We start from the raw sequence: 25,286 nt of genomic DNA on the forward strand, positions 1-25,286 counted from the left end.
TCTTAACGAATTTGTGGGCCGATGAATCGGCTCTTGGCTTCAACGTGGACGCTGGCGTCATCGGCATCCTTGAGGATGAATTTCACTTCGTTGGTGCTCGACGGCAGTTGCTCCGGTGAACTGGACAACTCGACCGGCTGGCTGAAAATTTCACCGGCGGCGACTTTGATCTCACGCTTGCCTTGCAGCTTGAGGTCCGGCAGGCCGGTGGCCTCGAGCACGTAGGTGTGGTCGCGCTGGTCCTTGTTCATGATCTTCAGGCTGTAGACGTTTTCGATCCGGCCTTCAGCGTTCTCGCGGTACAGCACGCGGTCTTTGCTGACATCGAAACCGACCAGCGAGCGCATGAAGAACGCGGTCACCAGCAACGCGATCATGGTCAGCAACACCAAGGCGTAGCCAATCAGGCGCGGACGCAGTTTATGGGTTTTTTGCCCCGACAGGTTGTGCTCGGTGGTATAGCTGATCAGGCCGCGCGGGTAATCCATCTTGTCCATGATGCTGTCGCAGGCATCAATGCAGGCCGCGCAGCCGATGCATTCGATTTGCAGGCCGTCGCGGATGTCGATGCCGGTGGGGCAGACCTGGACGCACATGGTGCAGTCAATGCAATCGCCCAGGCCCTGGGCCTTGTAGTCGATGCCTTTCTTGCGCGGGCCACGGCTTTCGCCCCGGCGCGGGTCGTAGGAGACGATCAGCGTGTCCTTGTCGAACATCACGCTCTGGAAGCGTGCGTAGGGGCACATGTAAATGCACACCTGCTCGCGCAACCAGCCGGCGTTGCCGTAGGTGGCGAGGGTGAAGAAACCGACCCAGAAATACGACCAGCCATCGGCTTCACCGGTGAAGAAGTCGATCACCAGTTCACGAATCGGCGAGAAGTAGCCGACGAAGGTCATGCCGGTCACGAAACCGATCAGCAGCCACATCGTGTGTTTGCTGAATTTTCTCAGGAATTTGTTGGCGCTCATCGGCGCCTTGTCGAGCTTGATGCGCTGGTTGCGGTCGCCTTCGGTGACCTTTTCGCACCACATGAAGATCCAGGTCCAGACGCTTTGCGGGCAGGTGTAGCCGCACCAGACCCGACCGGCATACACGGTAATGAAGAACAGGCCGAAGGCGCTGATGATCAGAATGCCCGAGAGCAGGATGAAGTCCTGGGGCCAGAAGGTCGCGCCAAAAATGAAGAACTTACGCTCCGGCAGGTTCCACCAGACAGCCTGGTGAGCGCCCCAGTTCAGCCACACCGTACCGAAATACAGCAAAAACAGCGCGGCACCACCTGCCATCCGCAGGTTGCGGAACAGACCGGTGAAGGCGCGGGTATAGATCTTTTCTCGAGAGGCGTAGAGGTCGACGCTGTTATTCGCGTTTTTGGCAGGTGGAGTGACGTCGTGTACCGGAATCTGATTGCTCATCATTGCATCCCACGGCAGTGGAAAAATGCCCCGGTCAGTACGTGCCGACCGTGGTCAAAAAGAGGTGTTGCAGTGGCGCAATGATACGCCTGTAGCTCTGGCACAAGGGTGCGACCTTTGGTCACGTTGGTAGAAATCAACTGACAGTGTAATGACTTGAATCAATTGACTTGTGAAATTATGGACGGTTTTGTGGGGGCGGCGAGCTCATTCGAGCGCTACGGTGGCATCGACCGGCAAAATCCTGGCATCGAAGGCGGTATGGCGTGGTGGCGCTTCAGTCAGGCGCGCATTACGTTTCCCTGTATGGGATCACGACGCTCCTGGCGAAAGCAACGCTGTCAGTTGTTATGAGTAAGTCGGAAATATATTAACTAAATTGCTCGTTGTTTGATGTTTGCGGTTTTCTATTTTCTGGAATAAGTTGTTCTGGCATGCAGTTGTTAAACAGCAGTGTGCCTATCTAATATTACGGAAATGGAATTCTATGAGCATTGTAGAAGGTGCGAAGTTATTCGCATGCATATGGATCTTGTCGTTGGCATCTATCGCACATTCAAGTGAGCGTACGCCGCTTCATATGGTCTTCGCGTCTGATCCGCAGTATCCGTGGACGGATAAAACGGACAATGATGAATATGAATCTGACAGCGAATTTGAACAGCGCGCCAAGTGGCTGGTGGAGACCCAGTTCGCGAGTATTGCGGATTTCAGGAGCAAGATGGGCGGTCAGTCGCAGGTACCGTTGATGATCAACGGTGACATGACGGCGTTTGGTCATGGCTGGCAGCGCTCGTATATCCATTCGACGCTGCAGAAGTACTTTAATAAAGACTATCTGTACGGCTTGGGTAATCATGACTATCAGAATAATGTCGATGATTGTTTTAGTAATAGTTGTGCGGCGGGCAGTATTGTCGAATATCAAGAGCATCATGCCGGCAAGGCAGATAACTTCGATTTGAAAATTACGGGCTTTTTGTTTGATAGGACGTATTCGGGCAGTCTTGCCTATTCCAAAAATATAGGGGAGGTTCATCTGGTCCAGCTTAATAATGAGCCGACTTACGCAACCAAAATTTCCCATCCCCTGAATCCTACAACGTTTAACATTACCGCTGCGCTGGATTGGCTTGAAAATGATTTGCGCGTTGCCCGGGCCCAAGGTTACGCGATCATTATCAACATGCATAAACCCAATGACTGGCAGGGTGACTGGAGTCAGGAAAGTCGTTTCAGGGATATGATCGCGAAATATGAGGTGACGGCCATATTCGCAGGTCATCTTCATGAAAGCGGCGGTTCCATGTCGTATAGGGGTAACGTGCCCGTTTTCCTCAGCGGCAGCGCTTCCCAGGAGACCTATCTGATTGCCAGTTTTTCCGCGGATCGCAAACAACTGCAGGTCGATCTGGTCGAAAACAACCAGTGGCCAAGCCGCAATTTCGTGGCGAAAGTACCGGTGAAATCAATTTTCGCCAGTCGCCCATGAAAAAGGCCCCGCCAGATCACTGGCGGGGCCTTTTTTTGTTGCATCGAGCGTTTGCCTTACTGGGCGTCTGCCACCGGCGCTTTCTCACCGTGAGAGAGGCTGTAGACGTAAGCGGCCAGCAGGTGAACCTTGTCGTTGCCTTGCAGCTGTTCTTGCGCAGGCATCTGGCCCTGGCGGCCGTAACGGATGGTCTGCTGCAGTTGAGCGAAGCTCGAACCGTAGATGAACGCGGCCGGGTGGGTCAGGTTAGGGGCGCCTATGGCTGGGGTGCCTTTACCTTCCGGACCGTGGCAAGCCACGCAGTTGGCGGCGAAAATCTTCTGGCCGGCAGCCGGGTCGGCCTTGGCACCTTCCGGCAGCTTGCGGCCATCGAGGTTGGTCACCACGTAAGCGGCAACGTCCGCAACGCCTTGTTCGCCGATCACTTCGGCCCAGGCCGGCATCACCGCGTGACGACCGCCCATGATGGTGGTCTTGATGGTTGCCGCTTCACCGCCCCAGCGCCAGTCGGCGTCGGTCAGGTTAGGGAAGCCATAAGCGCCCTTGGCGTCGGAACCGTGGCAGACCGAGCAGTTGGAGGCGAACAGGCGGCCACCCATCTTCAGGGCTTGCGGGTCCTTGGCGACTTCTTCGATTGGCATGGAGGCGAACTTGGCGAAGATCGGGCCGAACTTGGCGTCCGACCTGGCCATTTCCTTTTCCCACTCGTGAACGCCGGTCCAGCCGGTCTGGCCGTTGGCGAACGCGGTCTGCTTGTCGTTATCGAGATAGTTGTAACCCGGCAGCAGGCCTTTCCAGTTGCCCAGGCCCGGGTAAAGCACCAGGTAGCCAAGGGCGAAGATGATGGTACCCACGAACAGCATGAACCACCATTTCGGCAGTGGGTTGTCGTACTCCTCGATCCCGTCGAAGGAGTGGCCGACCGTCTCGTCGGTCTGCTCGGCGCGCTGGCCCTTGCGGGTAGACAGCAGCAGCCAGGTCAGGGCGAAGATGGTGCCGAGACTGAGGACTGTGACGTACAGACTCCAGAACGTAGTCATTCTTTATTACTCCTAGAAGCTTGCTCGACGTGCTTGATGGCTTCGGGATCATCCGCGAAAGGCAGCAAGGTCGCGTCTTCAAACTCCGACTTGCGCTTGGGGCTGAATACCCACAACGCCAGACCGATGAAGGCCACCATCACAACAACGGTGCCCAGGCCACGAATCATCCCGATATCCATCTAAATCACCGTTTGCTTTTGATGATGGTGCCCAGGCCTTGCAGATAGGCCACCAGCGCGTCCATTTCGGTTTTGCCCTTCACCGCATCCTTGGCGCCGGCGATGTCTTCGTCGGTGTAAGGGACGCCGAGCGTGCGCAAGACTTCCATTTTCTTGGCGGTGTCTTTGCCGTCGAGCTTGTTTTCTACGAGGAACGGGTAGGCCGGCATTTTCGACTCGGGCACCACGTTGCGCGGGTTGTACAAGTGCGCACGATGCCAGTCATCGGAGTAACGACCGCCGACACGGGCCAGGTCCGGACCGGTACGCTTGGAGCCCCACAGGAACGGGTGGTCCCAGACGCTTTCACCGGCGACCGAGTAGTGGCCGTAGCGTTCGGTTTCAGCACGGAACGGGCGGATCATCTGCGAGTGGCAGCCGACACAACCATTGGCGATGTAGATGTCGCGGCCTTCCAGTTCAAGGGCGGTACGCGGCTTCATGCCCTCGACCGGCTTGTTGGTAACGTCCTGGAAAAACAGCGGAACGATCTGGGTCAGGCCGCCGATGCTGACGGCGATAACCATGAAGAAGGCCAGCAGGCCAATATTCTTCTCGACTGCTTCATGCTTCATCAGTGAGCTCCAACTACAGCAATCTTGGCGGCGGCTTCAGCTTCAGCCGGGTCCGAGGCGCGAACGGTACGGAACACGTTGTAGGCCATCAACAGCATGCCGCTGGCAAAGAACGCGCCGCCCAGGGCACGAACGATGAAACCAGGGTGGCTGGCTTGCAGCGCTTCGACGAACGAGTAGGTGAGGGTGCCGTCGTCGTTGATTGCACGCCACATCAGGCCCTGGGTGATGCCGTTGACCCACATCGAAGCGATGTACAGCACGGTACCGATGGTCGCGAGCCAGAAGTGCGCGTTGATCAGGCCGGTGCTGTGCATCTGCGCACGGCCGAACAGTTTCGGAATCATGTGGTAGATCGCGCCGATCGAGATCATCGCTACCCAGCCCAAGGCGCCGGCGTGTACGTGGCCAATGGTCCAGTCGGTGTAGTGCGAGAGCGAGTTGACGGTCTTGATGGCCATCATCGGGCCTTCGAAGGTCGACATGCCGTAGAACGCCAGCGACACCACCAGGAAGCGCAGGATCGGGTCGGTGCGCAGCTTATGCCAGGCGCCCGACAGGGTCATCATGCCGTTGATCATGCCGCCCCAGCTCGGAGCCAGCAGGATGATCGACATCGCCATGCCCAGGGACTGAGCCCAGTCCGGCAGTGCGGTGTAGTGCAAGTGGTGCGGACCGGCCCAGATGTACAGGGTGATCAGCGCCCAGAAGTGCACGATCGACAGGCGATAGGAGTAGATCGGACGCTCGGCCTGTTTCGGCACGAAGTAGTACATCATCCCCAGGAAGCCGGTAGTCAGGAAGAAGCCTACGGCGTTGTGGCCGTACCACCACTGGATCATTGCATCAGTCGCACCGGCGTAGGCCGAGTAGGACTTGAACAGGCTGACCGGCAGCGACATGTGGTTGACGATGTGCAGCATCGCGGTCACGACAATGAAGGCACCGTAGAACCAGTTACCGACATAGATGTGTTTGGTCTTGCGCTTGACGATGGTGCCGAAGAACACCAGACCGTAGGTGACCCAGACGATGGCCAGCAGAATAGCCAGGGGCCATTCCAGTTCCGCGTATTCCTTGGTGGTGGTGAAACCCATCGGCAAGGTCACGATCGCGCCGACGATCACCGCTTGCCAACCCCAGAAGGTGAAGGCCGCGAGGCTGTCGGAGATCAGTCGCGTTTGGCAGGTTCGCTGCACGACGTAGTAAGAAGTGGCAAACAGAGCACAACCACCGAAGGCGAAAATCACCAGGTTGGTGTGCAACGGGCGTAAGCGTCCAAAAGTCGTCCACGGCAGACCGAAGTTCAATTCCGGCCATACGAGCTGTGAGGCGATGAAGACACCAAGCCCCATGCCAAGGATCCCCCAGACCACCGTCATGATGGCGAACTGGCGGACTACCTTATAGTTATAAGCAGTCGGACTGATTGCTGTGCTCATTCTAAGGTTCCACGGTTTGGGTGTTTTATTAGGAGTAAAAATCGGCCGCAAGTATGGAGAAAGCGGGGGGTCATTGCAACGCGCCATGACCTGGGTCAATGCTTTCAAAAGCTGATTCTGCGGCCTTTCCATGCGCCGCGTAAGGACAAAATTGCCCTCTGACAAAATGTCGCAGCGGATGAAAAAGGCGAGGGGTTCAGGTCAGTTGTAACGGCGTGTGTTCAAACGCAATGATCGAGGGACAGACGGCAATTTGCGCGACAGCCGGTATCTACCAGCCTTTGCGGCCTGTCATCGAGCAGAATCGTCGAACACATCGGGTAAAATCGACCTGGAACCGACTCATGCCAGTCCGCACCGAGGTAGCTTAGACCTGAATCTGGTGAACCGAAAGGAAGGGGAATGGAAGGGTGCGACAATGGGTCGCAAAGAGGCAGGGAACTGCCGCATTCCGCAGAATGCGGCAGCAGAGCGGTCAAAAATTATTCGCTTTTCCCTTGTGCCTGCAAACGCTCGGTGCTGACTCCGTGGGACAAGCTGTACACGTAAGCGGCCAGCAATTGCACCTTGTCGTTACCGAGCAGTTCGTTCTGCGCCGGCATATGGCCCTGGCGGCCATGGCGGATGGTTTGTTGCAGTTGCGCCAGGCTGGCGCCGTAGATGAACCCGGCCGGATGCGTCAGATTCGGCGCCCCCATGGCTTCAGTGCCCTGGCCGTTTGCCCCATGGCAGGCGACGCAGGTGGTGCTGAACAGTTGCTGTCCGGCTTGCACATCGGCGCCACTGTCGGCCGGCAACGGCAGGCCCGCCAGTTCGTGACGCACATACGCGGCGACGTTTTTCACGCCGGCTTCACCGAGGATTTCACCCCAGGCCGGCATGGCCGCCATCCGGCCACCCATGATGGTGGTCTTGATGGTCTCGGCACTGCCGCCCCAGCGCCAGTCGCTGTCAGCCAGGTTGGGGAAACCGAACGCACCCTTGGCATCCGAACCGTGGCACACCGAGCAGTTGGAGGCGAACAGGCGGCCGCCCATTTTCAGCGCTTGCGGGTCTTTCGCTACTTCTTCCACCGGCATTGCCGCGAATTTGGCGAAGATCGGCCCGAACTTCGCGTCCGCCTTGTTCATCTCCTTTTCCCATTCGTGCACGCCGGTCCAGCCGTTTTCATAACCGGGCAAGATGCCTTTCCAGTTGCCCAGGCCCGGATAAAGAATCAGGTAGCCAACCGAGAACACCAGGGTGCCGGCGAACAGCATGAACCACCACTGCGGCAGCGGGTTGTCATACTCCTCGATGCCGTCGAAGCTGTGGCCCATGGTCTGGTCGACGCTACCCTTGGTTTCGCCCCGGCGCGTGCCGATCAGCAGCCAGGTCAGGCCGATCAGGCTGCCGATGGTCAGTACGCAGATCCACGCACTCCAGAAGGTGGTCATGGCCGGGTACTCCTTGTTATTGCAGATTCTTGGGTGGTTTCGGGTTGCGGCTCGTCAGCGAACGGCAGCAGGCGCGCTTCGGCGAATTGCGGATTGCGCTTGCTGTTGAACACCCACAGCGTCAGGCCGACGAAGGCCACGAACACCACGACTGTGCCGAGGCCGCGGATCAGGCCTGTGCTCATATCAATGATCATGACTCACCTCTTGCTCTTGATGGCTGTGCCGAGCACTTGCAGGTACGCGACCAGTGCGTCCATCTCGGTCTTGCCCTTGAGCGAAGCGACTGAGCCTGCGATGTCGTCATCGGTATAAGGCACACCGAGGGTGCGCATGGCGCGGAGCTTGGTTTCGGTGTGGCTGCTGTCGAGCAGGTTGGCCACCAGCCATGGATACGCCGGCATCTTCGACTCCGGCACCACGTTGCGCGGGTTGTACAAGTGCGCGCGATGCCAGTCTTCGGAATAGCGACCGCCGACACGGGCCAGATCCGGCCCTGTACGCTTGGAGCCCCAGAGGAACGGGTGATCCCACACGCTTTCCCCGGCCACCGAGTAATGGCCGTAGCGCTCGGTTTCTGCACGGAACGGGCGGATCATCTGCGAGTGGCAACCGACGCAGCCTTCGCGGATGTAAATATCACGACCTTCCAGCTGCAACGCGGTGTAGGGCTTCATGCCTTCCACCGGTTTGTTGGTCACGTCCTGAAAGAACAGCGGGACGATCTGGGTCAGGCCGCCGATGCTCACGGCGAACACCATCAGCAACATCAGCAGGCCGACGTTTTTCTCGATTGTTTCGTGTTTCATCGCGGACTCCTCAGGCGATCTGCGCGGCAGCAACGGCTTCGGCAGGCTGCGAGGCCCGCACGGTGCGCCAAGTGTTGTAAGCCATCAGCAACATGCCGCTGAGGAAGATCACGCCGCCCGCCAGTCGCACGATGAAGCCGGGGTGGCTGGCCACCAGGGTCTCGACGAACGAGTAGGTCAGCGTGCCGTCCTCGTTGACTGCGCGCCACATCAGGCCCTGGGCGATGCCGTTGACCCACATCGAGGCGATGTACAGCACGGTGCCGATGGTCGCGAGCCAGAAGTGCGCGTTGATCAGGCCGATGCTGTGCATCTGCTCGCGGCCGAAGACTTTCGGGATCATGTGATAGAGCGCGCCGATGGAAATCATCGCCACCCAGCCGAGCGCGCCGGCGTGAACGTGGCCGATGGTCCAGTCGGTGTAGTGGGAGAGGGCGTTGACCGTCTTGATCGCCATCATCGGCCCTTCGAAGGTCGACATGCCGTAGAACGCCAGCGACACCACCAGGAAGCGCAGGATCGGGTCGCTGCGCAACTTATGCCACGCACCCGACAGGGTCATCATGCCGTTGATCATCCCGCCCCAGCTCGGCGCCAACAGAATCAGCGACATCACCATGCCCAGCGACTGCGCCCAGTCCGGCAGTGCGGTGTAGTGCAGGTGGTGGGGGCCGGCCCAGATGTACAGGGTGATCAGCGCCCAGAAGTGCACGATCGACAAGCGATAGGAATACACCGGCCGTTCGGCCTGTTTCGGCACGAAGTAATACATCATCCCGAGAAAACCGGCAGTGAGGAAAAAGCCTACGGCGTTGTGGCCGTACCACCACTGCACCATGGCATCGGTCGCACCGGCGTACAGCGAGTAGGACTTGGTGAAACTCACCGGCAATTCCAGGTTGTTGACGATGTGCAGAATCGCCACGGTGATGATGAATCCACCGAAGAACCAGTTACCGACATAAATGTGTTTGGTCTTGCGCTGCATGATCGTGCCGAAGAACACGATGGCGTAGGCCACCCAGACGATGGTGATCAGGATGTCGATCGGCCATTCCAGCTCGGCGTATTCCTTGGAACTGGTGTAACCCAGCGGCAGGCTGATCGCCGCCAGCAGGATTACCAGTTGCCAGCCCCAGAAGCAGAACGCGGCGATTTTCGGCGCGAACAGCCGTGTCTGGCAGGTGCGTTGCACCGAGTAGAACGAACTGGCGAACAGGGCGCAGCCACCGAAGGCGAAGATCACCGCGTTGGTGTGCAGGGGGCGCAACCGGCCGAAACTGGTCCATGGCAGATTGAAGTTGAGTTCGGGCCAGACCAACTGGGCGGCGAGAAAAACCCCGAGCCCCATGCCGACGATGCCCCACACCACCGTCATAATGGCGAATTGGCGGACCACCTTGTAGTTGTAGGCGGTACTGATAGAAGTGTTCATGGTTCCCCATCCACGGTTCAGCCGAAGTGAGAACGTTTGCACAAGGCAACGCTCCCTTCGCCTGGAGTTATAAGCAGACTAAAAGCGAGGCAAGCATGGACAAACAGCACAAGGCCAGTATTGACGGGGATCAATGGGCGCAGTGCGTGCGGGATCATGGATGGTTGTGGAATGCCGCTGTCGGCAAGGCCTCGGCGACGCTGATCCTGGCCCATGGTGCCGGTGCGCCGATGGACAGCGACTGGATGAGCGACATGGCTGCGCGCCTTGCCGCGCAAGGCGTCAACGTGTTGCGCTTCGAATTCCCGTACATGGCCCAGCGGCGTATTGATGGCGGTAGACGTCCACCGAACCCAGCGCCGAAACTGCTCGAGTGCTGGCGTGAGGTCTATGCTGCGGTGCGACGCCATGTCGCTGGGCGTCTGGCCATTGGCGGCAAGTCGATGGGCGGGCGGATGGCGAGTTTGGTGGCTGACGAACTTGGCGCGGATGGGTTGGTGTGTCTGGGGTATCCGTTTTATGCGGTGGGGAAGCCGGAGAAGCCGCGGGTTGAGCATTTGGCTTCTTTGAAAACCCGGACGTTGATTGTGCAGGGGGAGCGTGATGCTTTGGGTAACCGGGAAGCCGTTGAGGCTTACACCTTGTCGCCGAGCATTGAGGTGATGTGGCTGGCGTCGGGAGATCATGACCTGAAGCCATTGAAGGCTTCAGGTTTTACCCATGGACAGCATTTGGCGGCTGCGGCGGGGAAGGTAGCTGCATTTCTGCAGTGAGATTCTCGCCGGCAGACATGCCCGCGATGGCGATCTACCAGGCAACAAAAAACCCGGAAGCTTTCGCCGTCCGGGTTTTTTGTTTTTCGACCACGATCAGCGATTAAACCGCTCCACCAACGAATACTGGGTATTCGCGGTCTTGGTCAGTTCTTCACTCAACAACGCCGAGTGCTGCGCCTGTTCCGACGTCTGGTCAGCCAGGTGCGAGATGTTGCTGATGTTGCGGCTGATTTCTTCGGCCACCGAACTTTGCTCTTCGGTCGCGGCAGCGATTTGGGTGGTCATGTCGGTGATGTGGGCCACTGCTTCGCTGATGCCCACCAGCGCCTGATCCGCTTCCAAAACTCGCGCGACGCCTTCTTCGGCCTGGCGATGGCCGGCCTCCATGGTTTGCACCGCCGAGCTGGCGGTCTGTTGCAGCTTGGCGATCAGGGTGTGGATCTGTCCGGTGGATTCGCTGGTGCGTTGCGCCAGTTGGCGCACTTCGTCAGCCACCACCGCAAAACCACGGCCCATCTCGCCGGCACGGGCCGCTTCGATGGCGGCGTTCAAGGCCAGCAGGTTGGTCTGGTCGGCAATACCTTTGATCACGTCGACCACGCCGCCGATTTCGTCGCTGTCCTTGGCCAGTTGCGTCACGGTCAGGCCGGTTTCACCGACCACCACCGACAGGCGCTGAATGGCTTCGCGGGTTTCGCCTGCGATGTCGCGACCGCGACCGGTCAGGCGATTGGCTTCCTGAGTGGCGTCGGCGGTGCGCTGCACGTGGCTGGCGACTTCCTGAGTGGTAGCGGCCATCTGATTGACGGCGGCTGCCACTTGCTCGGTTTCGACGCGCTGACGTTCCAGGCCGGTGGAGCTGTTATGGGCCAGGGTGTCGGACTGTTTCGCTTGCTCGGTCAGGTGCTCGGCGGTGTCCTGTAGACGGGTCAGGCAGGTTTTCAGGCGTGCTTCCTGGCTGAGGATCGACATTTCCAGACGCGCCTGGGCGCCACGGCTGTCGGTGTACATCTGTGCGATCAGCGGGTCGGACGTAGTCTGTTCGGCCAGGCGCAGCAAACGCTTGATGCCGCGCTGTTGCCAGCTCAAACCCATCAAGCCCAATGGCACCGAGAGACCGGCGGCGAGGGCGAAGCCCCACTGGGAGTTGAGCGAGGCGCCGATCATGAAGCTCAGCTGGCTGACCAGAATGAACGGCAGCCAGTCCTGCAGCACCGGCAGCCATTTGTCTGTTGAAGGGATCGCCGACTTGCCCTGGTTGATGCGTTGGTAGAGCGCTTCGGCACGGCGGATCTGTTCGGCGGTGGGTTTGACCCGCACCGACTCGTAACCGATCACCTGATTGCCTTCGAACACCGGTGTGACATAGGCGTTAACCCAATAGTGGTCACCGGTCTTGCAGCGATTCTTGACAATGCCCATCCATGGCAAGCCTTGTTTCAGTGTGCCCCACATGTGCGCGAACACCGCCGCCGGGACGTCTGGATGACGAACCAGGTTATGCGGCGCACGGATCAGTTCCTCACGCGAAAACCCGCTGATTTCGACGAAGGCGTCGTTGCAGTAGGTGATCATGCCCTTGGCATCGGTGGTGGAAATCAACCGTTGCTGAGCCGGGAAGGTCCGTTCGCGTTGTGTAATGGGCTGGTTGTTACGCATGGCTTTTTCAATCCGCAAGGCTTTGAAGAGGTATCGGCATCGTCAGGCATTTATTGAGGTTTTTTTTCAATAATCAGTAGCGCGTCGCAAAACGACCGCTGCGTCATCCCGCGAGCATCGGATAGGTGAACAAGCCGAAATGCAGTAGATTCAAACCAAAATGGGTGGCGATGGCCGCACCTAACCCACCGAATCGGTAGGCCAGGCCATAGCCGATACCGGCCAGGCTCGCCAGCAACACCCATTGCCAGCCAGCGCCCAGATGAACGAGGCCGAATAGCATCGATGCGAGCACCAGCGCGAGGTTTTCGCCATAAGGCAGGTGTTTAAACTGCCGGCTCAGACCGCCCTGGATGTAGCCGCGAAACAGTGCTTCTTCCACCAGCGTCACCAGCAACAGATTGTTCAGCAGCCACAACCAGGCCTGGTCCGGCCACTTCGGTGCCCAACTGATCACCCCCAGCAACAGCGCACCACCCAGGGCCAGCACGGCGCTTACGGCCAAGGCGAGGGCGGTGGCATAAACGGTCAGTCGAAGGGAGCGCCGGCCGATAATCCATGGGCAGACCAGTAACAGCCAAAAGCCGATCAGGGGTTTGTCCAGATTCAGGTACATGGCGAACCGCACGGCATCGTCGGTGAAGCGCTGGGGATCGATGGCGCGACCGTTGTAGAAACCGGGAAGCCAGTGTGTCGCCAGCGCCACCGCCAGGACGAAGAACAAGCCATGGCCGAGGTAGCGGCCAATCAGAATCTGTTGCTGGCGAACGGCGGAACCTGCGACCAGCAGCAACCCGAAAGAAATAGCGGCGAGCCAGCCGAGATGGCCGTAGATCAGAGCGAGGCTGTAGCCAGCGGAGAGAAGTGCCAGATAGATCCATGGCAGAGCGATCATTTGAAGTCCTTGTTTCAGAGATTCTGCGGATTGCCCCGGGCCATGTGGGAGCCCCCTCACCACAGGTCGCTCCCACATTGGCTATGTGTCGTACACAATACCGATGCAATCGGAGGGCGATTATAGAGACATACACCGCCCAAACAAAAACACCGCCCGAAGGCGGTGTCGTTGTCAGTCGGCTGTTACGAAGCAATCAATTGCCGCAACACATAATGCAAAATTCCTCCGGCCTTGAAGTACTCCACCTCGTTCAGGGTATCGATCCGGCACAGCACCTCGACCTTTTCCTGGCTGCCGTCTTCACGGGTGATGACCAGTGTCAGGTTCATTCGCGGGGTCAGCTCGACGCCCGTCAGGCCAAGGATGTCCAGGGTTTCCTTGCCGGTGAGGTTCAGGCTCTTGCGGTTCTGATCCAGCTTGAACTGCAAGGGCAATACGCCCATGCCCACCAGATTTGAACGGTGAATCCGCTCGAAGCTTTCCGCGATGACCGCTTTGACCCCCAGCAGGTTGGTGCCCTTGGCCGCCCAGTCACGGCTCGAGCCGGTGCCGTATTCTTGCCCGGCGATCACCACCAGCGGCGTGCCCGATGCCTGGTAACGCATGGCCGCGTCGTAGATCGGCAGCTTTTCCCCAGTCGGAATGTAAATCGTGTTGCCGCCTTCTTCACCACCGAGCATTTCATTGCGAATGCGGATGTTGGCGAAAGTGCCGCGCATCATCACTTCGTGGTTGCCGCGACGCGAGCCGTAGGAGTTGAAGTCCCGCGGTTCCACCCCTTGCTCGCGCAGGTAACGACCGGCAGGGCTGTCCGTCTTGATGTTGCCGGCCGGGGAGATGTGGTCGGTGGTCACCGAATCGCCGAGCAGCGCGAGGACTTTCGCTCCTTTGACATCCTTGACCACCGGCGCAGGGCCGCCAATGTCATCGAAGAAGGGCGGGTGCTGGATATACGTTGAATCGTTGTTCCAGACATAAGTCGCCGCCTGCGGCACTTCGATGGCTTGCCACTGTTCGTCACCGGCGAAGACTTCGGCGTACTCCTTGTGGAACATCGCGGTGTTCACCTGTGTCACCGCCTCGGCGATTTCCTTGGTGCTCGGCCAGATGTCTCGCAGGTAAACCGGGTGGCCGTCCTTGTCGTTACCCAAGGGCTCAGTGCTGATGTCGATGCGCACCGTGCCGGCCAGTGCGTAGGCGACGACCAGGGGCGGGGAGGCCAGCCAGTTGGTTTTCACCAGCGGATGCACACGACCTTCGAAGTTGCGGTTGCCCGACAGCACCGAGGCGACGGTCAGGTCGGCTTTCTGGATGGCTTTTTCGATCGGTTCCGGCAACGGTCCGGAGTTGCCGATGCAGGTGGTGCAACCATAACCGACCAGAGCGAAACCGAGTTCATCCAGGTAGTGTGTCAGGCCGGCTGCCTTGTAGTAGTCGGTGACCACTTTCGAGCCGGGAGCCAGCGAACTCTTGACCCAGGGTTTGCGCTTGAGGCCTTTCTCCACGGCTTTTTTTGCCAGTAGCCCCGCAGCCATCATCACGCTGGGGTTGGAGGTGTTGGTGCAGGACGTGATCGCGGCAATCACCACTGCACCGTTTTTCAGCCGATGCGTATGGCCTTCGTGGGCGTAGTCCGCTTCACCGATCAGATCGGCGTTACCCACCGCGACGCCACCGCCGCCCTCACTTTCGAGGCGACCTTCTTCCTTGCTGGTGGGTTTGATTTGCAGGCCGAGAAAATCAGTGAACGCTTGCGCGACATTCGGCAACGAGACGCGGTCTTGTGGGCGCTTCGGCCCGGCGAGACTGGCTTCGACGCTGCCCATGTCCAGGGCCAGGCTGTCGGTGAACACCGGTTCCTTGCCCGGCAGGCGCCACAGGCCTTGAATCTTGCTGTAGGCCTCCACCAATTTTACGGTTTGTGCGGTGCGACCGGATAGGCGCAAGTATTCCAGTGTCACCTCGTCCACCGGGAAGAAACCGCAGGTGGCGCCGTATTCCGGAGCCATGTTGGCGATGGTCGCGCGGTCGGCCAGCGGCAGATCAGCGAGGCCGTCGCCGTAGAACTCGACGAACTTCCCGACCACGCCTTTCTTGCGCAGCATCTGGGTCACCGTCAGCACCAGATCGGTGGCGGTAATGCCTTCCTTGAGTTTGCCGGTGAGTTTGAAGCCGATCACCTCCGGAATCAGCATCGACACCGGTTGGCCGAGCATCGCGGCTTCCGCTTCGATCCCGCCGACGCCCCAGCCGAGTACACCGAGGCCGTTGATCATGGTGGTATGGGAATCGGTGCCGACCAGGGTGTCCGGGAAGGCATAGGTGCGCCCGTCCTCATCCTTGGTCCAGACCGTGCGTCCCAGATATTCAAGGTTGACCTGGTGACAGATACCGGTGCCCGGTGGCACCACACTGAAGTTGGCGAAGGCGCTCTGGCCCCAGCGCAGGAAGGCGTAACGCTCGTGGTTGCGCTGCATTTCGATGTCGACATTCTGTTCGAAGGAGCTTGAGCTGGCGAACTTGTCGACCATCACCGAGTGGTCGATCACCAGGTCCACTGGCGACAGCGGATTGATGCGCTGCGGGTCGCCACCGGCCTTGGCCATGGCGGCGCGCATGGCGGCCAGGTCGACCACAGCGGGGACGCCGGTAAAGTCCTGCATCAATACCCGCGCGGGGCGGTACTGGATTTCGCGATCGGAGCGACGCTCCTTGAGCCAGGCGGCAATCGCCTTGAGGTCGGCGCCGGTAACGGTTTTTTCGTCTTCCCAGCGCAGCAGGTTTTCCAGCAGCACTTTCAACGACATCGGCAGTTTGTCCAGATCACCCAAGCTCTTGGCGGCTTCGGGCAGGCTGAAATAGTGGTAGGTCTTGTCGTCGACTTGTAAGGTTTTAAGGGTTTTCAGGCTATCGAGGGACGGCATTGAAATAACTCCTTTAAGTCCGCACGGCTACGGACGGAGGGAAGGGCAAAGGTTTAAACCTAGTCCTGTTTGGTGCTTAAGGCTAATAACTGGACCCTAAGGGCAAGTCCAAGGTTCCGATCTCGGCTATCATGCGCCGGTTTTCGTGACAGGCTTTGCTTCAACGCAAGCCTGGGCATCGCGCAGTGGCGCAATTTTTCCGCCAACTGCCCAGGAGTAAGAATGAACACCCTCTTTATGCATTGCCGGCCGGGCTTCGAAGGCGAAGTCTGTTCCGAGATTTCCGAACATGCCGCGCGGCTGAACGTGGCCGGTTATGCCAAGGCCAAGACCGCCAGCGCCTATGCCGAATTCATCTGCACCGAAGAAGACGGCGCCGAGCGCCTGATGCGTGGCCAGCGTTTCGCCGACTTGATCTTCCCGCGTCAGTGGGCCCGGGGGATCTTTATTGATCTGCCGGAAACCGACCGCATCAGCGTAATCCTCGCGCACATGGCGGACTTCCCGCTGTGCGGCAGCTTGTGGCTGGAAATGGTCGACACCAACGATGGCAAAGAACTGTCGAACTTCTGCAAGAAATTCGAAGTGCACCTGCGCAAGGCGTTGATGACAGCCGGCAAACTGGTGGAAGACCCCAATAAGCCGCGGCTGCTGCTGACCTTCAAGAGCGGCCGCGAAGTGTTCATGGGCCTGGCGGAGTCGAACAACTCGGCGATGTGGCCGATGGGTATTCCGCGCCTGAAGTTCCCCCGTGAAGCGCCGAGCCGTTCGACGTTGAAGCTGGAAGAGGCCTGGCACCATTTCATCCCCCGCGAGCAGTGGGACGAGCGCCTGCACAGCGACATGACCGGTGTCGACCTCGGTGCCGCACCTGGCGGCTGGACCTGGCAACTGGTCAACCGCGGCATGTTGGTGACCGCCATCGACAACGGCCCGATGGCCGAAAGCTTGATGGACACCGGTCTGGTGCAGCACTTGATGGCCGACGGTTTCACCTTCAAGCCCAAGCAGCCAGTGGACTGGATGGTCTGCGACATCGTCGAGAAGCCGGCGCGCAACGCGGCGATGCTGGAAGAATGGATTGGCGAGGGGCATTGCCGGGAAGCGGTGGTCAACCTCAAGCTGCCGATGAAACAGCGCTATGCCGAAGTGAAGCGTTTGCTGGAACGTATTGCCGAGGGGTTCAAGGCGCGGGGTATTCGGGTTGAAATCGGCTGCAAGCAGCTGTATCACGATCGTGAAGAAGTGACCTGCCATTTGCGCCGGCTTGACGTAAAAAAACCGAAAACCCGCTGATTCACACGGATCCCTGTGGGAGCGGGCTTGCCCGCGATGAGGACGGTACATTCAGCATTTATGCTGGCTGATCAACCGCTATCGCGGGCAAGCCCGCTCCCACAGGTCCGGTGTACGACACAGATGACGTCAAACCCGGCAATGCGCGACAATGCCGGCACGTTTCAGGAGTTAATCATGAGTGAAATGATCGATACGCCGGTCGACGGCACCCTCGATGCCACCGGCCTCAATTGCCCGGAACCGGTGATGATGCTGCACCAGCACATCCGTGACCTGGTGCCTGGCGGCCTGCTGAAGGTGATCGCCACCGACCCGTCGACCCGTCGCGACATTCCCAAATTCTGCGTGTTTCTCGACCACGAACTGGTCGCGCAGCACGAAGAGGCAGGCACCTACCTGTACTGGATCCGCAAGAAACTCGCTTAACCCGCCGAACGGTTGATGCGGATCCGCTTGCGCGCACTGCGCGCCAGGCGGATCGACAGCATCAGCGCCGCGCAACTCAAGCCGACGATCAAACCCTGCCACAGCCCGCTCGGGCCGCTCGGCGCGCCGAACCAATCGGTCAGGCCCAAGGCGTAACCCACCGGCAAACCGATGCCCCAATAAGCGAATAGCGTCAGGATCATTGTCACTCGCGTGTCTTGATAGCCGCGCAGGGCACCGGCCGCTGTCACCTGGATCGCATCGGAAAACTGGAACAGCGCCGAATACACAATCAGCATCGCGGCCACATGAATCACCGTCGGGTCGGCGGTGTAGATCGCGGCGATGGGTTCACGCAGCAACAGCATCAGGCTCGCCGACAGACAAGCGTAGGCCAGCGCCGTGCCCATACCAACCCCGGCGGCGAAGCGTGCTTCGCGCGGTTCTTCACGGCCAAGTGCCTGGCCAACCCGCACGGTCACGGCCATGCCGAGGGAGTAGGGGATCATGAACACCAGTGAGCTGAAATTCAGCGCAATCTGGTGCCCGGCGACCACAGTGGCGCCGAGGCTGCCGATCAGCAGGGCGATCACCGCAAAGATGCTCGACTCGGCGAACACCGCGATGCCGATTGGCAGGCCGATGCCCAGCAAGCTTTTGATCACCGCCCACTGCGGCCAGTCGAAACGGCTGAACAATTGACTCGACTGATAGGCCGGCGCCCAGCGCTCCCAGCCGGCCATGCCCAGCGCCATCATCCACATCACGATTGCCGTGGCCCAGCCGCAGCCGACACCGCCCATCGCCGGCACACCCAAGTGGCCGTAGATGAAGATGTAATTGAGCGGAATGTTCAGCGCCAACCCGCACAAACCCAGGACCATGGCCGGGCGCGTGCGACCCAGGCCATCACTGAAACAGCGCAGCACGTGATAGAACGCGACGGCCGGCAGCCCACTGGCGATGCCGTGCAGGTACTGCATGCACGGGCCGATCAGCTCGGGATCGACCTTCATGATGTGCAGGATCGGTTCGGCGCTGAACAGCAGGCCGGTCGCCATCAAGCCCACCACCAGCGCCAGCCACAAGGCCTGGCGCACGATCGGGCCGATCTCGCTGTGGGTGCCGGCACCGAAGCGCTGGGCGACTTTCGGGGTAGTGGCCAGCAACGTACCGGTCATCAACAGAAACACCGGCACCCAGATCGAGTTGCCGAGCGCGACGGCCGCCAGGTCGCGAGGCCCGACCCGGCCCGCCATCACCGCATCGACGAAGCCCATGGCGGTGGTCGCCAGTTGCGCAATCATGATCGGCAATGCCAGGCCGAGCAGGTTTTTCAGCTCCAGGCGAACCCGTGCCGGGCGGTTGAGGGAAATAGCGGCAGTGTGGTCAGTCACGGAATTCAAGGCGAAACGTCCAAAGGATTTTGATGCGCGAGGCGGCGCATTCTACGCCTTGACACAATGGTCAGGAAAAATCCTGTGTTGCGGATTTGTAAATGGTTTCGAACGTCGCGACATTCCCTGTGGCGAGGGGGCTTGCCCCCGTTCGGCTGCGAAGCAGTCGCCAATCCATTGCACGTGGTGTGTCTATAGCTGCACGTGCAGCTTCAAGGGGCCGCTTCGCAGCCCAACGGGGGCAAGCCCCCTCGCCACAGGGCGGTGGTGTCTCATCACTTCGAGTTGCGCAATGCCCGCTGGCCCACGACGGTCATCTGCGCCTAAACTGCCGGTCCGCCAAAGGAGCCTGCCATGTTGATTGTTGCCGACGAAAATATCCCGTTGCTCGATGCTTTCTTTGAAAGCTTCGGTGAAATCCGCCGAGTGCCGGGACGTTCCATCGACCGCGCCACTGTCGAGCAGGCCGATGTGCTGCTGGTGCGCTCGGTGACCAACGTCGACCGCACATTGCTCGAAGGCAGCAAGGTGCGCTTTGTCGGCACGTGCACCATCGGCACCGATCATTTGGATCTGGACTATTTTCAGCAGGCCGGCATCACTTGGTCCAGCGCGCCGGGCTGCAATGCCCGGGGTGTGGTCGATTATGTGCTGGGCAGCTTGCTGACCCTGGCCGAAATCGAAGGTGTCGACCTGACTCAGCGCACTTACGGCGTGGTCGGCGCCGGTGAAGTGGGCGGGCGCCTGGTCAAGGTTCTGCAAGGCCTGGGCTGGAACGTGCTGGTTTGCGATCCGCCACGACAAGCCGCTGAAGGGGGGGATTACGTCAGCCTCGAGCAGATCATCGAGCAATGCGACGTCATCAGCTTGCACACGCCGCTGGACAAGCAAGGCCCTCAGGCAACCTGGCATCTATTCGACAAGGGCCGTTTGACCCAGCTCAAGCCCGGCACCTGGCTGATCAACGCCAGTCGTGGCCCGGTAATCGACAACACGGCCCTGCGTCAGGTGCTGTTGCAACGCGAAGATCTGCAAGCGGTGCTGGATGTCTGGGAGGCTGAGCCTGAAGTCGATGTGGCGTTGGCGGAGTTGTGCGTCATCGCGACGCCGCACATTGCTGGCTACAGCCTCGACGGCAAGCAGCGCGGGACGGCACAGATCTATCAGGCGTTTTGCAAGTTCCTTGGGCAACCGGAACAGGTCAGCCTGAACGATTTGCTGCCAGCGCCATGGCTGTCAGCTGTGACGTTGAACGCCGACACCGATCCGGCCTGGGCGCTGGCGATGTTATGCCGTGGCGTGTACGACCCGCGCCGCGACGACGCGGATTTCCGCCGCAGCCTTGTAGGCAATGTGAGCGAACAGCGTGCGGCGTTCGATGCGCTGCGCAAACATTACCCGCTGCGGCGTGAGATCGATGGGTTGAAAGTGCGGATCGACGGGGAATCGCCGGTGTTGCAGAAGATCGTCGCGGCTTTGGGGGCTTTGGCGGTCTGAAGACCGTGTCGGCCCAATCGCGGGCAAGCCACGCTCCCACAGGTCATGCATCAATTTTGGAGTCGCGGTAATCCTGTGGGAGCGGCGGTGCGGCGATCCGACTTGCCCGCGATTGGGGGCGAAGCCCCCTCAAAAAGCATCCATAAAAAACCCGGCCAACAGGGCCGGGTCAAGAAGACGGTGGCTATATCACTTTTGTTCGGCAGGCTTGACCAATCGCTCTTCCAGTTCGCGGCAAGCGTCCTGGATCATGCTTTCAGTGATCGGTACTTCGCGCCCATCCTTATCAATAATCGAGCAACCCAGAGACTGGTCTGGCTGTGTGCGGATCACTTGAATCTTGTCGTCGCTGCTGTTTTGCAAGGACATGGCCTGTCTCCTCATCAGGTTGTGTGCTTACTGTAGAACCGCCAGGTGACCGGGCTGTGACAACTCCCTGCGATCTTCAGGTCGGCATCTTCAGTCCATCAGAAATACCCTGACGTTTCCACCCGGACTTTAGACCAATAATCTCTAGCCACTAGTCTAGGCGGTCATAATTAACCCGACTCATTGTGATTTACAGCGTTCAATCCGATTGAGCAGTGTAGGCTTGGTCGGGTCAAAACCATGGGTTAAACCTTCGGATGATCTTCATGTTCTCTGCCCGTCACCGCCGCGCCATTCGCTTGGCCAGCCGTTTCATCACGCCTTATCGCTGGCCGGCCTTCGGCGCCTTGTTGGCATTGATTGTCACTGCCGGCATCACCTTGTCCATGGGGCAGGGGATTCGCCTGCTGGTGGATCAGGGTTTCATGACCCAGTCGCCGCATTTACTCAATCAATCTATCGGCCTGTTCATGTTGCTGGTGATCGGTCTGGCAATCGGCACCTTTGTGCGGTTTTACCTGGTGTCGTGGATCGGTGAGCGCGTTGTCGCGGACATCCGCCGTCGGGTGTTCAACCACCTGGTCTACCTGCATCCAGGCTTTTATGAAGACAATCGCAGCTCCGAGATCCAGTCCCGGCTGACCGCCGATACCACGCTGCTGCAATCGGTGATCGGTTCTTCGTTGTCGCTGTTCCTGCGTAACGGGCTGATGGTGATCGGTGGGATTGTCTTGTTGTTCATTACCAATCCCAAGCTGACCAGCATCGTGGTGATTGCATTGCCGCTGGTGGTCGCCCCGATCCTGATTTTTGGCCGCCGGGTGCGCACCCTGTCGCGGCAGAGCCAGGATCGGATTGCCGATATCGGCAGTTATGTTTCCGAAACCCTGAGTCAAATCAAAACCGTGCAGGCCTACAACCATCAGGTTCAGGACGAGCAGCGTTTTGCCGCGACCGTGGAAGAGGCTTTCGACACTGCCCGCAAGCGCATCTTTCAGCGGGCCTGGTTGATTACCCTGGTGATCCTGCTGGTGTTGGGGGCGGTCGGGGTGATGCTTTGGGTCGGCGGCATGGATGTCATCGCCGGTCGGATTTCCGCCGGTGAACTGGCGGCATTCGTCTTTTACAGCCTGATCGTCGGCGGCGCCTTCGGCACATTGAGTGAAGTGATCGGCGAACTGCAGCGAGCGGCAGGGGCGGCGGAACGGATTGCCGAATTGCTGCGTTCGGAAAACATCATCCAGCCACCGACCCATGGGCTGGTGACCTTGCCTGAACGGGTGAAGGGCGATCTGGTGCTGCAAGATGTGCGCTTTTCCTACCCGTCACGTCCTGAAAGCTTTGCTGTCGATGGTTTGAGTCTGACGATCAACGCCGGCGAAACCCTCGCCTTGGTCGGGCCGTCAGGTGCCGGCAAATCGACGGTGTATGACTTGCTGTTACGTTTTTACGACCCCGCTGAGGGACGCATCCTGCTGGACGGTGTGCCGCTGACCCAACTCGACCCTCTGGACCTGCGCCGCTGCTTCGCCCTCGTCTCGCAAACCCCGGCGCTGTTCTTTGGCAGCATCGAAGAGAACATTCGCTACGGCCACCCGACGGCGACTTCGGACCAGGTCCAGGAGGCCGCGAAAATTGCCTATGCCCACGAATTCATCGAGCAAATGCCCAACGGCTATCAGACCCACCTCGGCGACGCGGGGCTCGGTTTGTCCGGCGGGCAACGCCAACGCCTGGCCATCGCCCGGGCGCTGCTGGTGGACGCACCGATCCTGCTGCTCGACGAAGCCACCAGCGCCCTTGATGCCCAGAGTGAGCACCTGATCCAGCAAGCCCTGCCCAGTCTGATGAAAAACCGCACCACGCTAGTCATCGCCCATCGACTGGCCACGGTAAAAAACGCCGACAGGATCGCGGTAATTGATCAAGGAAAACTGGTGGCGGTAGGGACGCATCAAGAGCTGATTGCGAGCAATGCGCTGTATGCCCGGTTGGCGGCGTTGCAGTTTAGTGATGGGCGCCATGCCCCAACCGACCAAGTAACCGACTAAGTAACCGACCAAGTAGAGCACCATAAAAAATGCCCGCATCAATCGATGCGGGCATTTTTTTCAGCGTTTCAAAGCAGGCTCATTGATCGTCAAAGTAACGTTCATGCCAATCCACCAGCGGCTGCGGTGAATTGAGCTTCTGGCCGTAGATCACCGAATACGACAGCACGTTCTGCACGTACTGGCGGGTTTCGTCGAACGGGATGCTTTCCACCCACACATCGAAGCTCAGGTGGTCGGCGCCGCGCAGCCATTGACGCACGCGGCCGGGGCCGGCGTTGTAGGCGGCGGAGGCGAGGACGCGGTTGCCGTTGAACTGGCTGTGGACCTGACTCAGATAAGCGGCACCGAGCTGGATGTTCTTGTCAGGATCGAGCACTTGTTGCGGCGAGGCCAGGGGAATGCTGAACTTGCGCGCGGTTTCCTTGGCAGTGCCGGGCATCAATTGCATCAGGCCGCTGGCGCCGACGCCGGAGCGGGCGTCGTCCATGAAGGCGCTTTCCTGACGGGTTATTGCGAACACCCAGCTCGAGTGCAGGCCACGGACCTTGGCTTCACGCACCAGGGTATCGCGGTGAGCCATCGGGAAGCGGATGTCCAGGTCGTCCCAGTACTGCGCCTGACTGATGGTGCGGATCGCCGGGAAATACCATTTCAGGTCGTAAGCCAGTTTCGCCTGGGCAACCATTTCATCACGGCTGAAGTGCCGGCTGACGTGATACCACTCGCGTCGGCCGTCGACGATCTGCCCGCGTGCATGGAACTCCAGCGCGCGGCGCACACCTGGGGTATTGCGCACCTTGTTGATCAGCGCCTGGCTGAGCACCAGCGGTTTGTTGATCAGCGAATAGGGCGACTGCGAACGGTCGGCCGCCAGGAAACCGTAGAAGTCACGCTCGCGAGCCAGGCCCTTGTAAAGCGTTTGCGCTTGCGGATTCTGTGGCTGCGCCAACTCCAGGGTGCGAGCCTGCCAGTAACGCCAGCGGTTGGTGGTGGCCAGGTCCTGAGGCAAGCGGCGGGTCAACTGATAGGCATCGTCCCAACGGGCCAGGCGCAACAGCAGGCGCAAGCGCCATTCCGACACCGTGTTGTCCCGCAGTTCCGGGTCGTATTTGGTCATCACGTCCAGCGCGCGGCTGTCGAAGCGTCGAGCGAGGGTCAGGCCGATTTCCCGGGCGATCGCGACTTTTTCGTCGCGGGAGAAGTGCATGCTGCTGGCGTAACCGTCGAGCAGCGCCATGGCCTTGTCTGGGTCCTGACGGGCCAGGCGGCGCAGGCCAAGGCTGACGATATCGGACATCGGTTCATCGGCGGGGATGAAGCGCGACGGCTGATTCAGCAGTTCGGGTTTCTGCGCCACATCCACCAGCAGGCGGCCGCGCGGGGCGAGGGTGGTCAGGCCATTGATCAGGCTGTTGGCCAACGGGTAGTTGCGCACGTGAGCGGCGAGCTTGGTGCGTTCCCAGCGTTTCTGTTCAGTCAGTTGACCATCGGCGGCCCACATGCCGAACACCGCATCGCATGCCTCGGGCTGGGTTTTGCCGCTCAGCCAGAGCTTGTCGGCACTGGCGTAGCCTTCGGCTTTACGGTTATGGCTGATCAGATACTGCGCGTTCAGGCAGTCCAGTTCGGTGAAATTGAGCTTGGGATCATAATATTTGACGAAGGTCGCCCAATCGCCGCGTTCAGCCAGCCAGCGCAGCCAGCGCAATTTCATCCAGTTGGCTTGCGGCAGGTCACCGTGTTCGGCGAGGAAGTTCTCGATTTCGGCATTGCTCGCGGTTTTCAGCCGCGCGGTCAGTTCGTCATAGGCCAGGTAAGGGGTCAGCGGATAATCGCTGAGCGCCTGGCTATAACGGAAATATGGGGCGGAATCGCCCTTGGCCAAGGCACGCTTGGCTTCGTCGTAATACTGGCGTTGGGTAGGCAGGTCTACCGCCTGGGCGGATTGAACGGCAGCGGCTGTAAGAAGCAAACACGAAAAAAGACTGAAAAGGCGACTGCGCATGAGACATCCGGGCAGAAAAATCATGACAAGTGCCGGCAAGACCGGCACCTAATTATCTGTAGCTTAGCCTTTTGCCAGCAACGGGTGAAAGCTTTGCCGACACGCCGGCATAAG

The 25,286-nt window shown here is 59.5% G+C and carries 21 protein-coding genes; 6 read left to right on the forward strand and 15 right to left on the reverse strand.

Annotated elements, in window-relative coordinates; translation table 11 throughout:
* Window positions 1-2: 2 nt before the first annotated feature.
* Entirely contained in the window at window positions 3-1,418 is a 1,416-nt protein-coding gene (ccoG, locus tag J3D54_RS18055) for a cytochrome c oxidase accessory protein CcoG (protein WP_253420891.1), read from the reverse strand.
* A 487-nt stretch (window positions 1,419-1,905) separates the two neighbouring features.
* Here ccoG and J3D54_RS18060 point away from each other — a divergent pair, with 487 nt between their 5' ends.
* Window positions 1,906-2,910 carry a metallophosphoesterase gene (locus J3D54_RS18060; RefSeq protein WP_253420894.1) on the forward strand — a complete coding sequence of 335 codons (1,005 nt, stop codon included), beginning with the start codon at window positions 1,906-1,908 and terminating at the stop codon, window positions 2,908-2,910.
* 56 nt (window positions 2,911-2,966) lie between these two features.
* Here the strand turns inward: J3D54_RS18060 and ccoP (J3D54_RS18065) are convergent, their stop codons facing one another.
* The 8 genes from ccoP (J3D54_RS18065) to ccoN (J3D54_RS18100) all read right to left on the reverse strand — a co-directional run bounded on the left by ccoP (J3D54_RS18065) (window position 2,967) and on the right by ccoN (J3D54_RS18100) (window position 9,868).
* Window positions 2,967-3,950, reverse strand: coding sequence for a cytochrome-c oxidase, cbb3-type subunit III (gene ccoP, locus J3D54_RS18065; protein WP_253420909.1), 984 nt, complete (start codon window positions 3,948-3,950; stop codon window positions 2,967-2,969).
* Window positions 3,947-4,132, reverse strand: a complete 186-nt coding sequence (locus J3D54_RS18070) for a CcoQ/FixQ family Cbb3-type cytochrome c oxidase assembly chaperone (protein ID WP_003175465.1) — start codon at window positions 4,130-4,132, stop codon at window positions 3,947-3,949. Before J3D54_RS18070 ends, ccoP (J3D54_RS18065) begins: the two co-directional genes overlap by 4 nt.
* 5 nt (window positions 4,133-4,137) lie before the next feature.
* Window positions 4,138-4,746 carry a cytochrome-c oxidase, cbb3-type subunit II gene (gene ccoO / locus J3D54_RS18075; protein ID WP_003199605.1) on the reverse strand — a complete coding sequence of 203 codons (609 nt, stop codon included), beginning with the start codon at window positions 4,744-4,746 and terminating at the stop codon, window positions 4,138-4,140.
* On the reverse strand, window positions 4,746-6,188 hold the full coding sequence (gene ccoN / locus J3D54_RS18080; protein WP_007942208.1) for a cytochrome-c oxidase, cbb3-type subunit I: 1,443 nt from the start codon (window positions 6,186-6,188) through the stop codon (window positions 4,746-4,748). Before ccoN (J3D54_RS18080) ends, ccoO (J3D54_RS18075) begins: the two co-directional genes overlap by 1 nt.
* A gap of 482 nt (window positions 6,189-6,670) precedes the next feature.
* Window positions 6,671-7,624: a cytochrome-c oxidase, cbb3-type subunit III gene (ccoP, locus tag J3D54_RS18085; protein WP_253420911.1), complete on the reverse strand. Its 954-nt coding sequence runs from the start codon at window positions 7,622-7,624 to the stop codon at window positions 6,671-6,673.
* Window positions 7,621-7,821, reverse strand: coding sequence for a cbb3-type cytochrome c oxidase subunit 3 (locus J3D54_RS18090; RefSeq protein ID WP_253420913.1), 201 nt, complete (start codon window positions 7,819-7,821; stop codon window positions 7,621-7,623). The genes ccoP (J3D54_RS18085) and J3D54_RS18090 overlap by 4 nt, the downstream gene beginning before the upstream one ends.
* Window positions 7,822-7,824: 3 nt before the next feature.
* Window positions 7,825-8,433 carry a cytochrome-c oxidase, cbb3-type subunit II gene (gene ccoO, locus J3D54_RS18095; RefSeq protein ID WP_253420915.1) on the reverse strand — a complete coding sequence of 203 codons (609 nt, stop codon included), beginning with the start codon at window positions 8,431-8,433 and terminating at the stop codon, window positions 7,825-7,827.
* A gap of 10 nt (window positions 8,434-8,443) precedes the next feature.
* On the reverse strand, window positions 8,444-9,868 hold the full coding sequence (ccoN, locus tag J3D54_RS18100; RefSeq protein WP_253420918.1) for a cytochrome-c oxidase, cbb3-type subunit I: 1,425 nt from the start codon (window positions 9,866-9,868) through the stop codon (window positions 8,444-8,446).
* 95 nt (window positions 9,869-9,963) lie between these two features.
* Here ccoN (J3D54_RS18100) and J3D54_RS18105 point away from each other — a divergent pair, with 95 nt between their 5' ends.
* Entirely contained in the window at window positions 9,964-10,641 is a 678-nt protein-coding gene (locus tag J3D54_RS18105; RefSeq protein ID WP_253420920.1) for an alpha/beta family hydrolase, read from the forward strand.
* 96 nt (window positions 10,642-10,737) lie between these two features.
* Here J3D54_RS18105 and J3D54_RS18110 read toward each other — a convergent pair whose 3' ends face one another.
* The 3 genes from J3D54_RS18110 to acnA form a co-directional block, all read right to left on the reverse strand.
* Window positions 10,738-12,303: a PAS domain-containing methyl-accepting chemotaxis protein gene (locus tag J3D54_RS18110; protein WP_253420923.1), complete on the reverse strand. Its 1,566-nt coding sequence runs from the start codon at window positions 12,301-12,303 to the stop codon at window positions 10,738-10,740.
* Between the two features lie 103 nt (window positions 12,304-12,406).
* A complete protein-coding gene (locus tag J3D54_RS18115; protein WP_253420926.1) occupies window positions 12,407-13,198 on the reverse strand; it encodes a CPBP family intramembrane glutamic endopeptidase in 792 nt (263 codons plus the stop codon).
* A gap of 185 nt (window positions 13,199-13,383) precedes the next feature.
* On the reverse strand, window positions 13,384-16,125 hold the full coding sequence (gene acnA / locus J3D54_RS18120) for an aconitate hydratase AcnA (protein ID WP_253420929.1): 2,742 nt from the start codon (window positions 16,123-16,125) through the stop codon (window positions 13,384-13,386).
* A 222-nt stretch (window positions 16,126-16,347) separates the two neighbouring features.
* Here acnA and rlmM point away from each other — a divergent pair, with 222 nt between their 5' ends.
* Window positions 16,348-17,421, forward strand: coding sequence for a 23S rRNA (cytidine(2498)-2'-O)-methyltransferase RlmM (gene rlmM / locus J3D54_RS18125; protein ID WP_253420932.1), 1,074 nt, complete (start codon window positions 16,348-16,350; stop codon window positions 17,419-17,421).
* 177 nt (window positions 17,422-17,598) lie between these two features.
* Window positions 17,599-17,850, forward strand: a complete 252-nt coding sequence (tusA, locus tag J3D54_RS18130) for a sulfurtransferase TusA (protein WP_007907805.1) — start codon at window positions 17,599-17,601, stop codon at window positions 17,848-17,850.
* On the opposite strand, the gene J3D54_RS18135 is transcribed toward tusA, so the two are convergent.
* Window positions 17,847-19,256 (reverse strand): MATE family efflux transporter, encoded by a 1,410-nt coding sequence (locus J3D54_RS18135; protein ID WP_253420935.1) that lies wholly within the window; start codon window positions 19,254-19,256, stop codon window positions 17,847-17,849. The two genes, tusA and J3D54_RS18135, sit on opposite strands and share 4 nt — an antisense overlap.
* 345 nt (window positions 19,257-19,601) lie before the next feature.
* Between J3D54_RS18135 and pdxB the strand changes: the two genes are divergently transcribed.
* A complete protein-coding gene (gene pdxB / locus J3D54_RS18140; RefSeq protein WP_253420948.1) occupies window positions 19,602-20,744 on the forward strand; it encodes a 4-phosphoerythronate dehydrogenase PdxB in 1,143 nt (380 codons plus the stop codon).
* Between the two features lie 189 nt (window positions 20,745-20,933).
* Here pdxB and J3D54_RS18145 read toward each other — a convergent pair whose 3' ends face one another.
* Window positions 20,934-21,113 carry a PA1571 family protein gene (locus tag J3D54_RS18145; protein ID WP_253420951.1) on the reverse strand — a complete coding sequence of 60 codons (180 nt, stop codon included), beginning with the start codon at window positions 21,111-21,113 and terminating at the stop codon, window positions 20,934-20,936.
* Window positions 21,114-21,370: 257 nt separating this feature from the next.
* Here J3D54_RS18145 and J3D54_RS18150 point away from each other — a divergent pair, with 257 nt between their 5' ends.
* The gene (locus tag J3D54_RS18150) at window positions 21,371-23,164 is read left to right on the forward strand and encodes an ABC transporter transmembrane domain-containing protein (protein WP_253420954.1); all 1,794 of its coding nucleotides are present in this window, start codon (window positions 21,371-21,373) and stop codon (window positions 23,162-23,164) included.
* Between the two features lie 79 nt (window positions 23,165-23,243).
* Here J3D54_RS18150 and J3D54_RS18155 read toward each other — a convergent pair whose 3' ends face one another.
* The gene (locus J3D54_RS18155) at window positions 23,244-25,172 is read right to left on the reverse strand and encodes a transglycosylase SLT domain-containing protein (protein ID WP_253420979.1); all 1,929 of its coding nucleotides are present in this window, start codon (window positions 25,170-25,172) and stop codon (window positions 23,244-23,246) included.
* Window positions 25,173-25,286: the final 114 nt, after the last annotated feature.

The sequence above is a fragment of the Pseudomonas sp. GGS8 genome (assembly GCF_024168645.1).
Lineage (GTDB): Bacteria > Pseudomonadota > Gammaproteobacteria > Pseudomonadales > Pseudomonadaceae > Aquipseudomonas.

Coding starts and splice junctions, on each gene's coding strand:
- ccoG (WP_253420891.1), bottom strand. CDS start 1,418: ATGAGCAATCAGATTCCGGTACACGACGTCACTCCACCTGCCAAAAAC.
- J3D54_RS18060 (WP_253420894.1), top strand. CDS start 1,906: ATGAGCATTGTAGAAGGTGCGAAGTTATTCGCATGCATATGGATCTTG.
- ccoP (WP_253420909.1), bottom strand. CDS start 3,950: ATGACTACGTTCTGGAGTCTGTACGTCACAGTCCTCAGTCTCGGCACC.
- J3D54_RS18070 (WP_003175465.1), bottom strand. CDS start 4,132: ATGGATATCGGGATGATTCGTGGCCTGGGCACCGTTGTTGTGATGGTG.
- ccoO (WP_003199605.1), bottom strand. CDS start 4,746: ATGAAGCATGAAGCAGTCGAGAAGAATATTGGCCTGCTGGCCTTCTTC.
- ccoN (WP_007942208.1), bottom strand. CDS start 6,188: ATGAGCACAGCAATCAGTCCGACTGCTTATAACTATAAGGTAGTCCGC.
- ccoP (WP_253420911.1), bottom strand. CDS start 7,624: ATGACCACCTTCTGGAGTGCGTGGATCTGCGTACTGACCATCGGCAGC.
- J3D54_RS18090 (WP_253420913.1), bottom strand. CDS start 7,821: ATGATCATTGATATGAGCACAGGCCTGATCCGCGGCCTCGGCACAGTC.
- ccoO (WP_253420915.1), bottom strand. CDS start 8,433: ATGAAACACGAAACAATCGAGAAAAACGTCGGCCTGCTGATGTTGCTG.
- ccoN (WP_253420918.1), bottom strand. CDS start 9,868: ATGAACACTTCTATCAGTACCGCCTACAACTACAAGGTGGTCCGCCAA.
- J3D54_RS18105 (WP_253420920.1), top strand. CDS start 9,964: ATGGACAAACAGCACAAGGCCAGTATTGACGGGGATCAATGGGCGCAG.
- J3D54_RS18110 (WP_253420923.1), bottom strand. CDS start 12,303: ATGCGTAACAACCAGCCCATTACACAACGCGAACGGACCTTCCCGGCT.
- J3D54_RS18115 (WP_253420926.1), bottom strand. CDS start 13,198: ATGATCGCTCTGCCATGGATCTATCTGGCACTTCTCTCCGCTGGCTAC.
- acnA (WP_253420929.1), bottom strand. CDS start 16,125: ATGCCGTCCCTCGATAGCCTGAAAACCCTTAAAACCTTACAAGTCGAC.
- rlmM (WP_253420932.1), top strand. CDS start 16,348: ATGAACACCCTCTTTATGCATTGCCGGCCGGGCTTCGAAGGCGAAGTC.
- tusA (WP_007907805.1), top strand. CDS start 17,599: ATGAGTGAAATGATCGATACGCCGGTCGACGGCACCCTCGATGCCACC.
- pdxB (WP_253420948.1), top strand. CDS start 19,602: ATGTTGATTGTTGCCGACGAAAATATCCCGTTGCTCGATGCTTTCTTT.
- J3D54_RS18145 (WP_253420951.1), bottom strand. CDS start 21,113: ATGTCCTTGCAAAACAGCAGCGACGACAAGATTCAAGTGATCCGCACA.
- J3D54_RS18150 (WP_253420954.1), top strand. CDS start 21,371: ATGATCTTCATGTTCTCTGCCCGTCACCGCCGCGCCATTCGCTTGGCC.
- J3D54_RS18155 (WP_253420979.1), bottom strand. CDS start 25,172: ATGCGCAGTCGCCTTTTCAGTCTTTTTTCGTGTTTGCTTCTTACAGCC.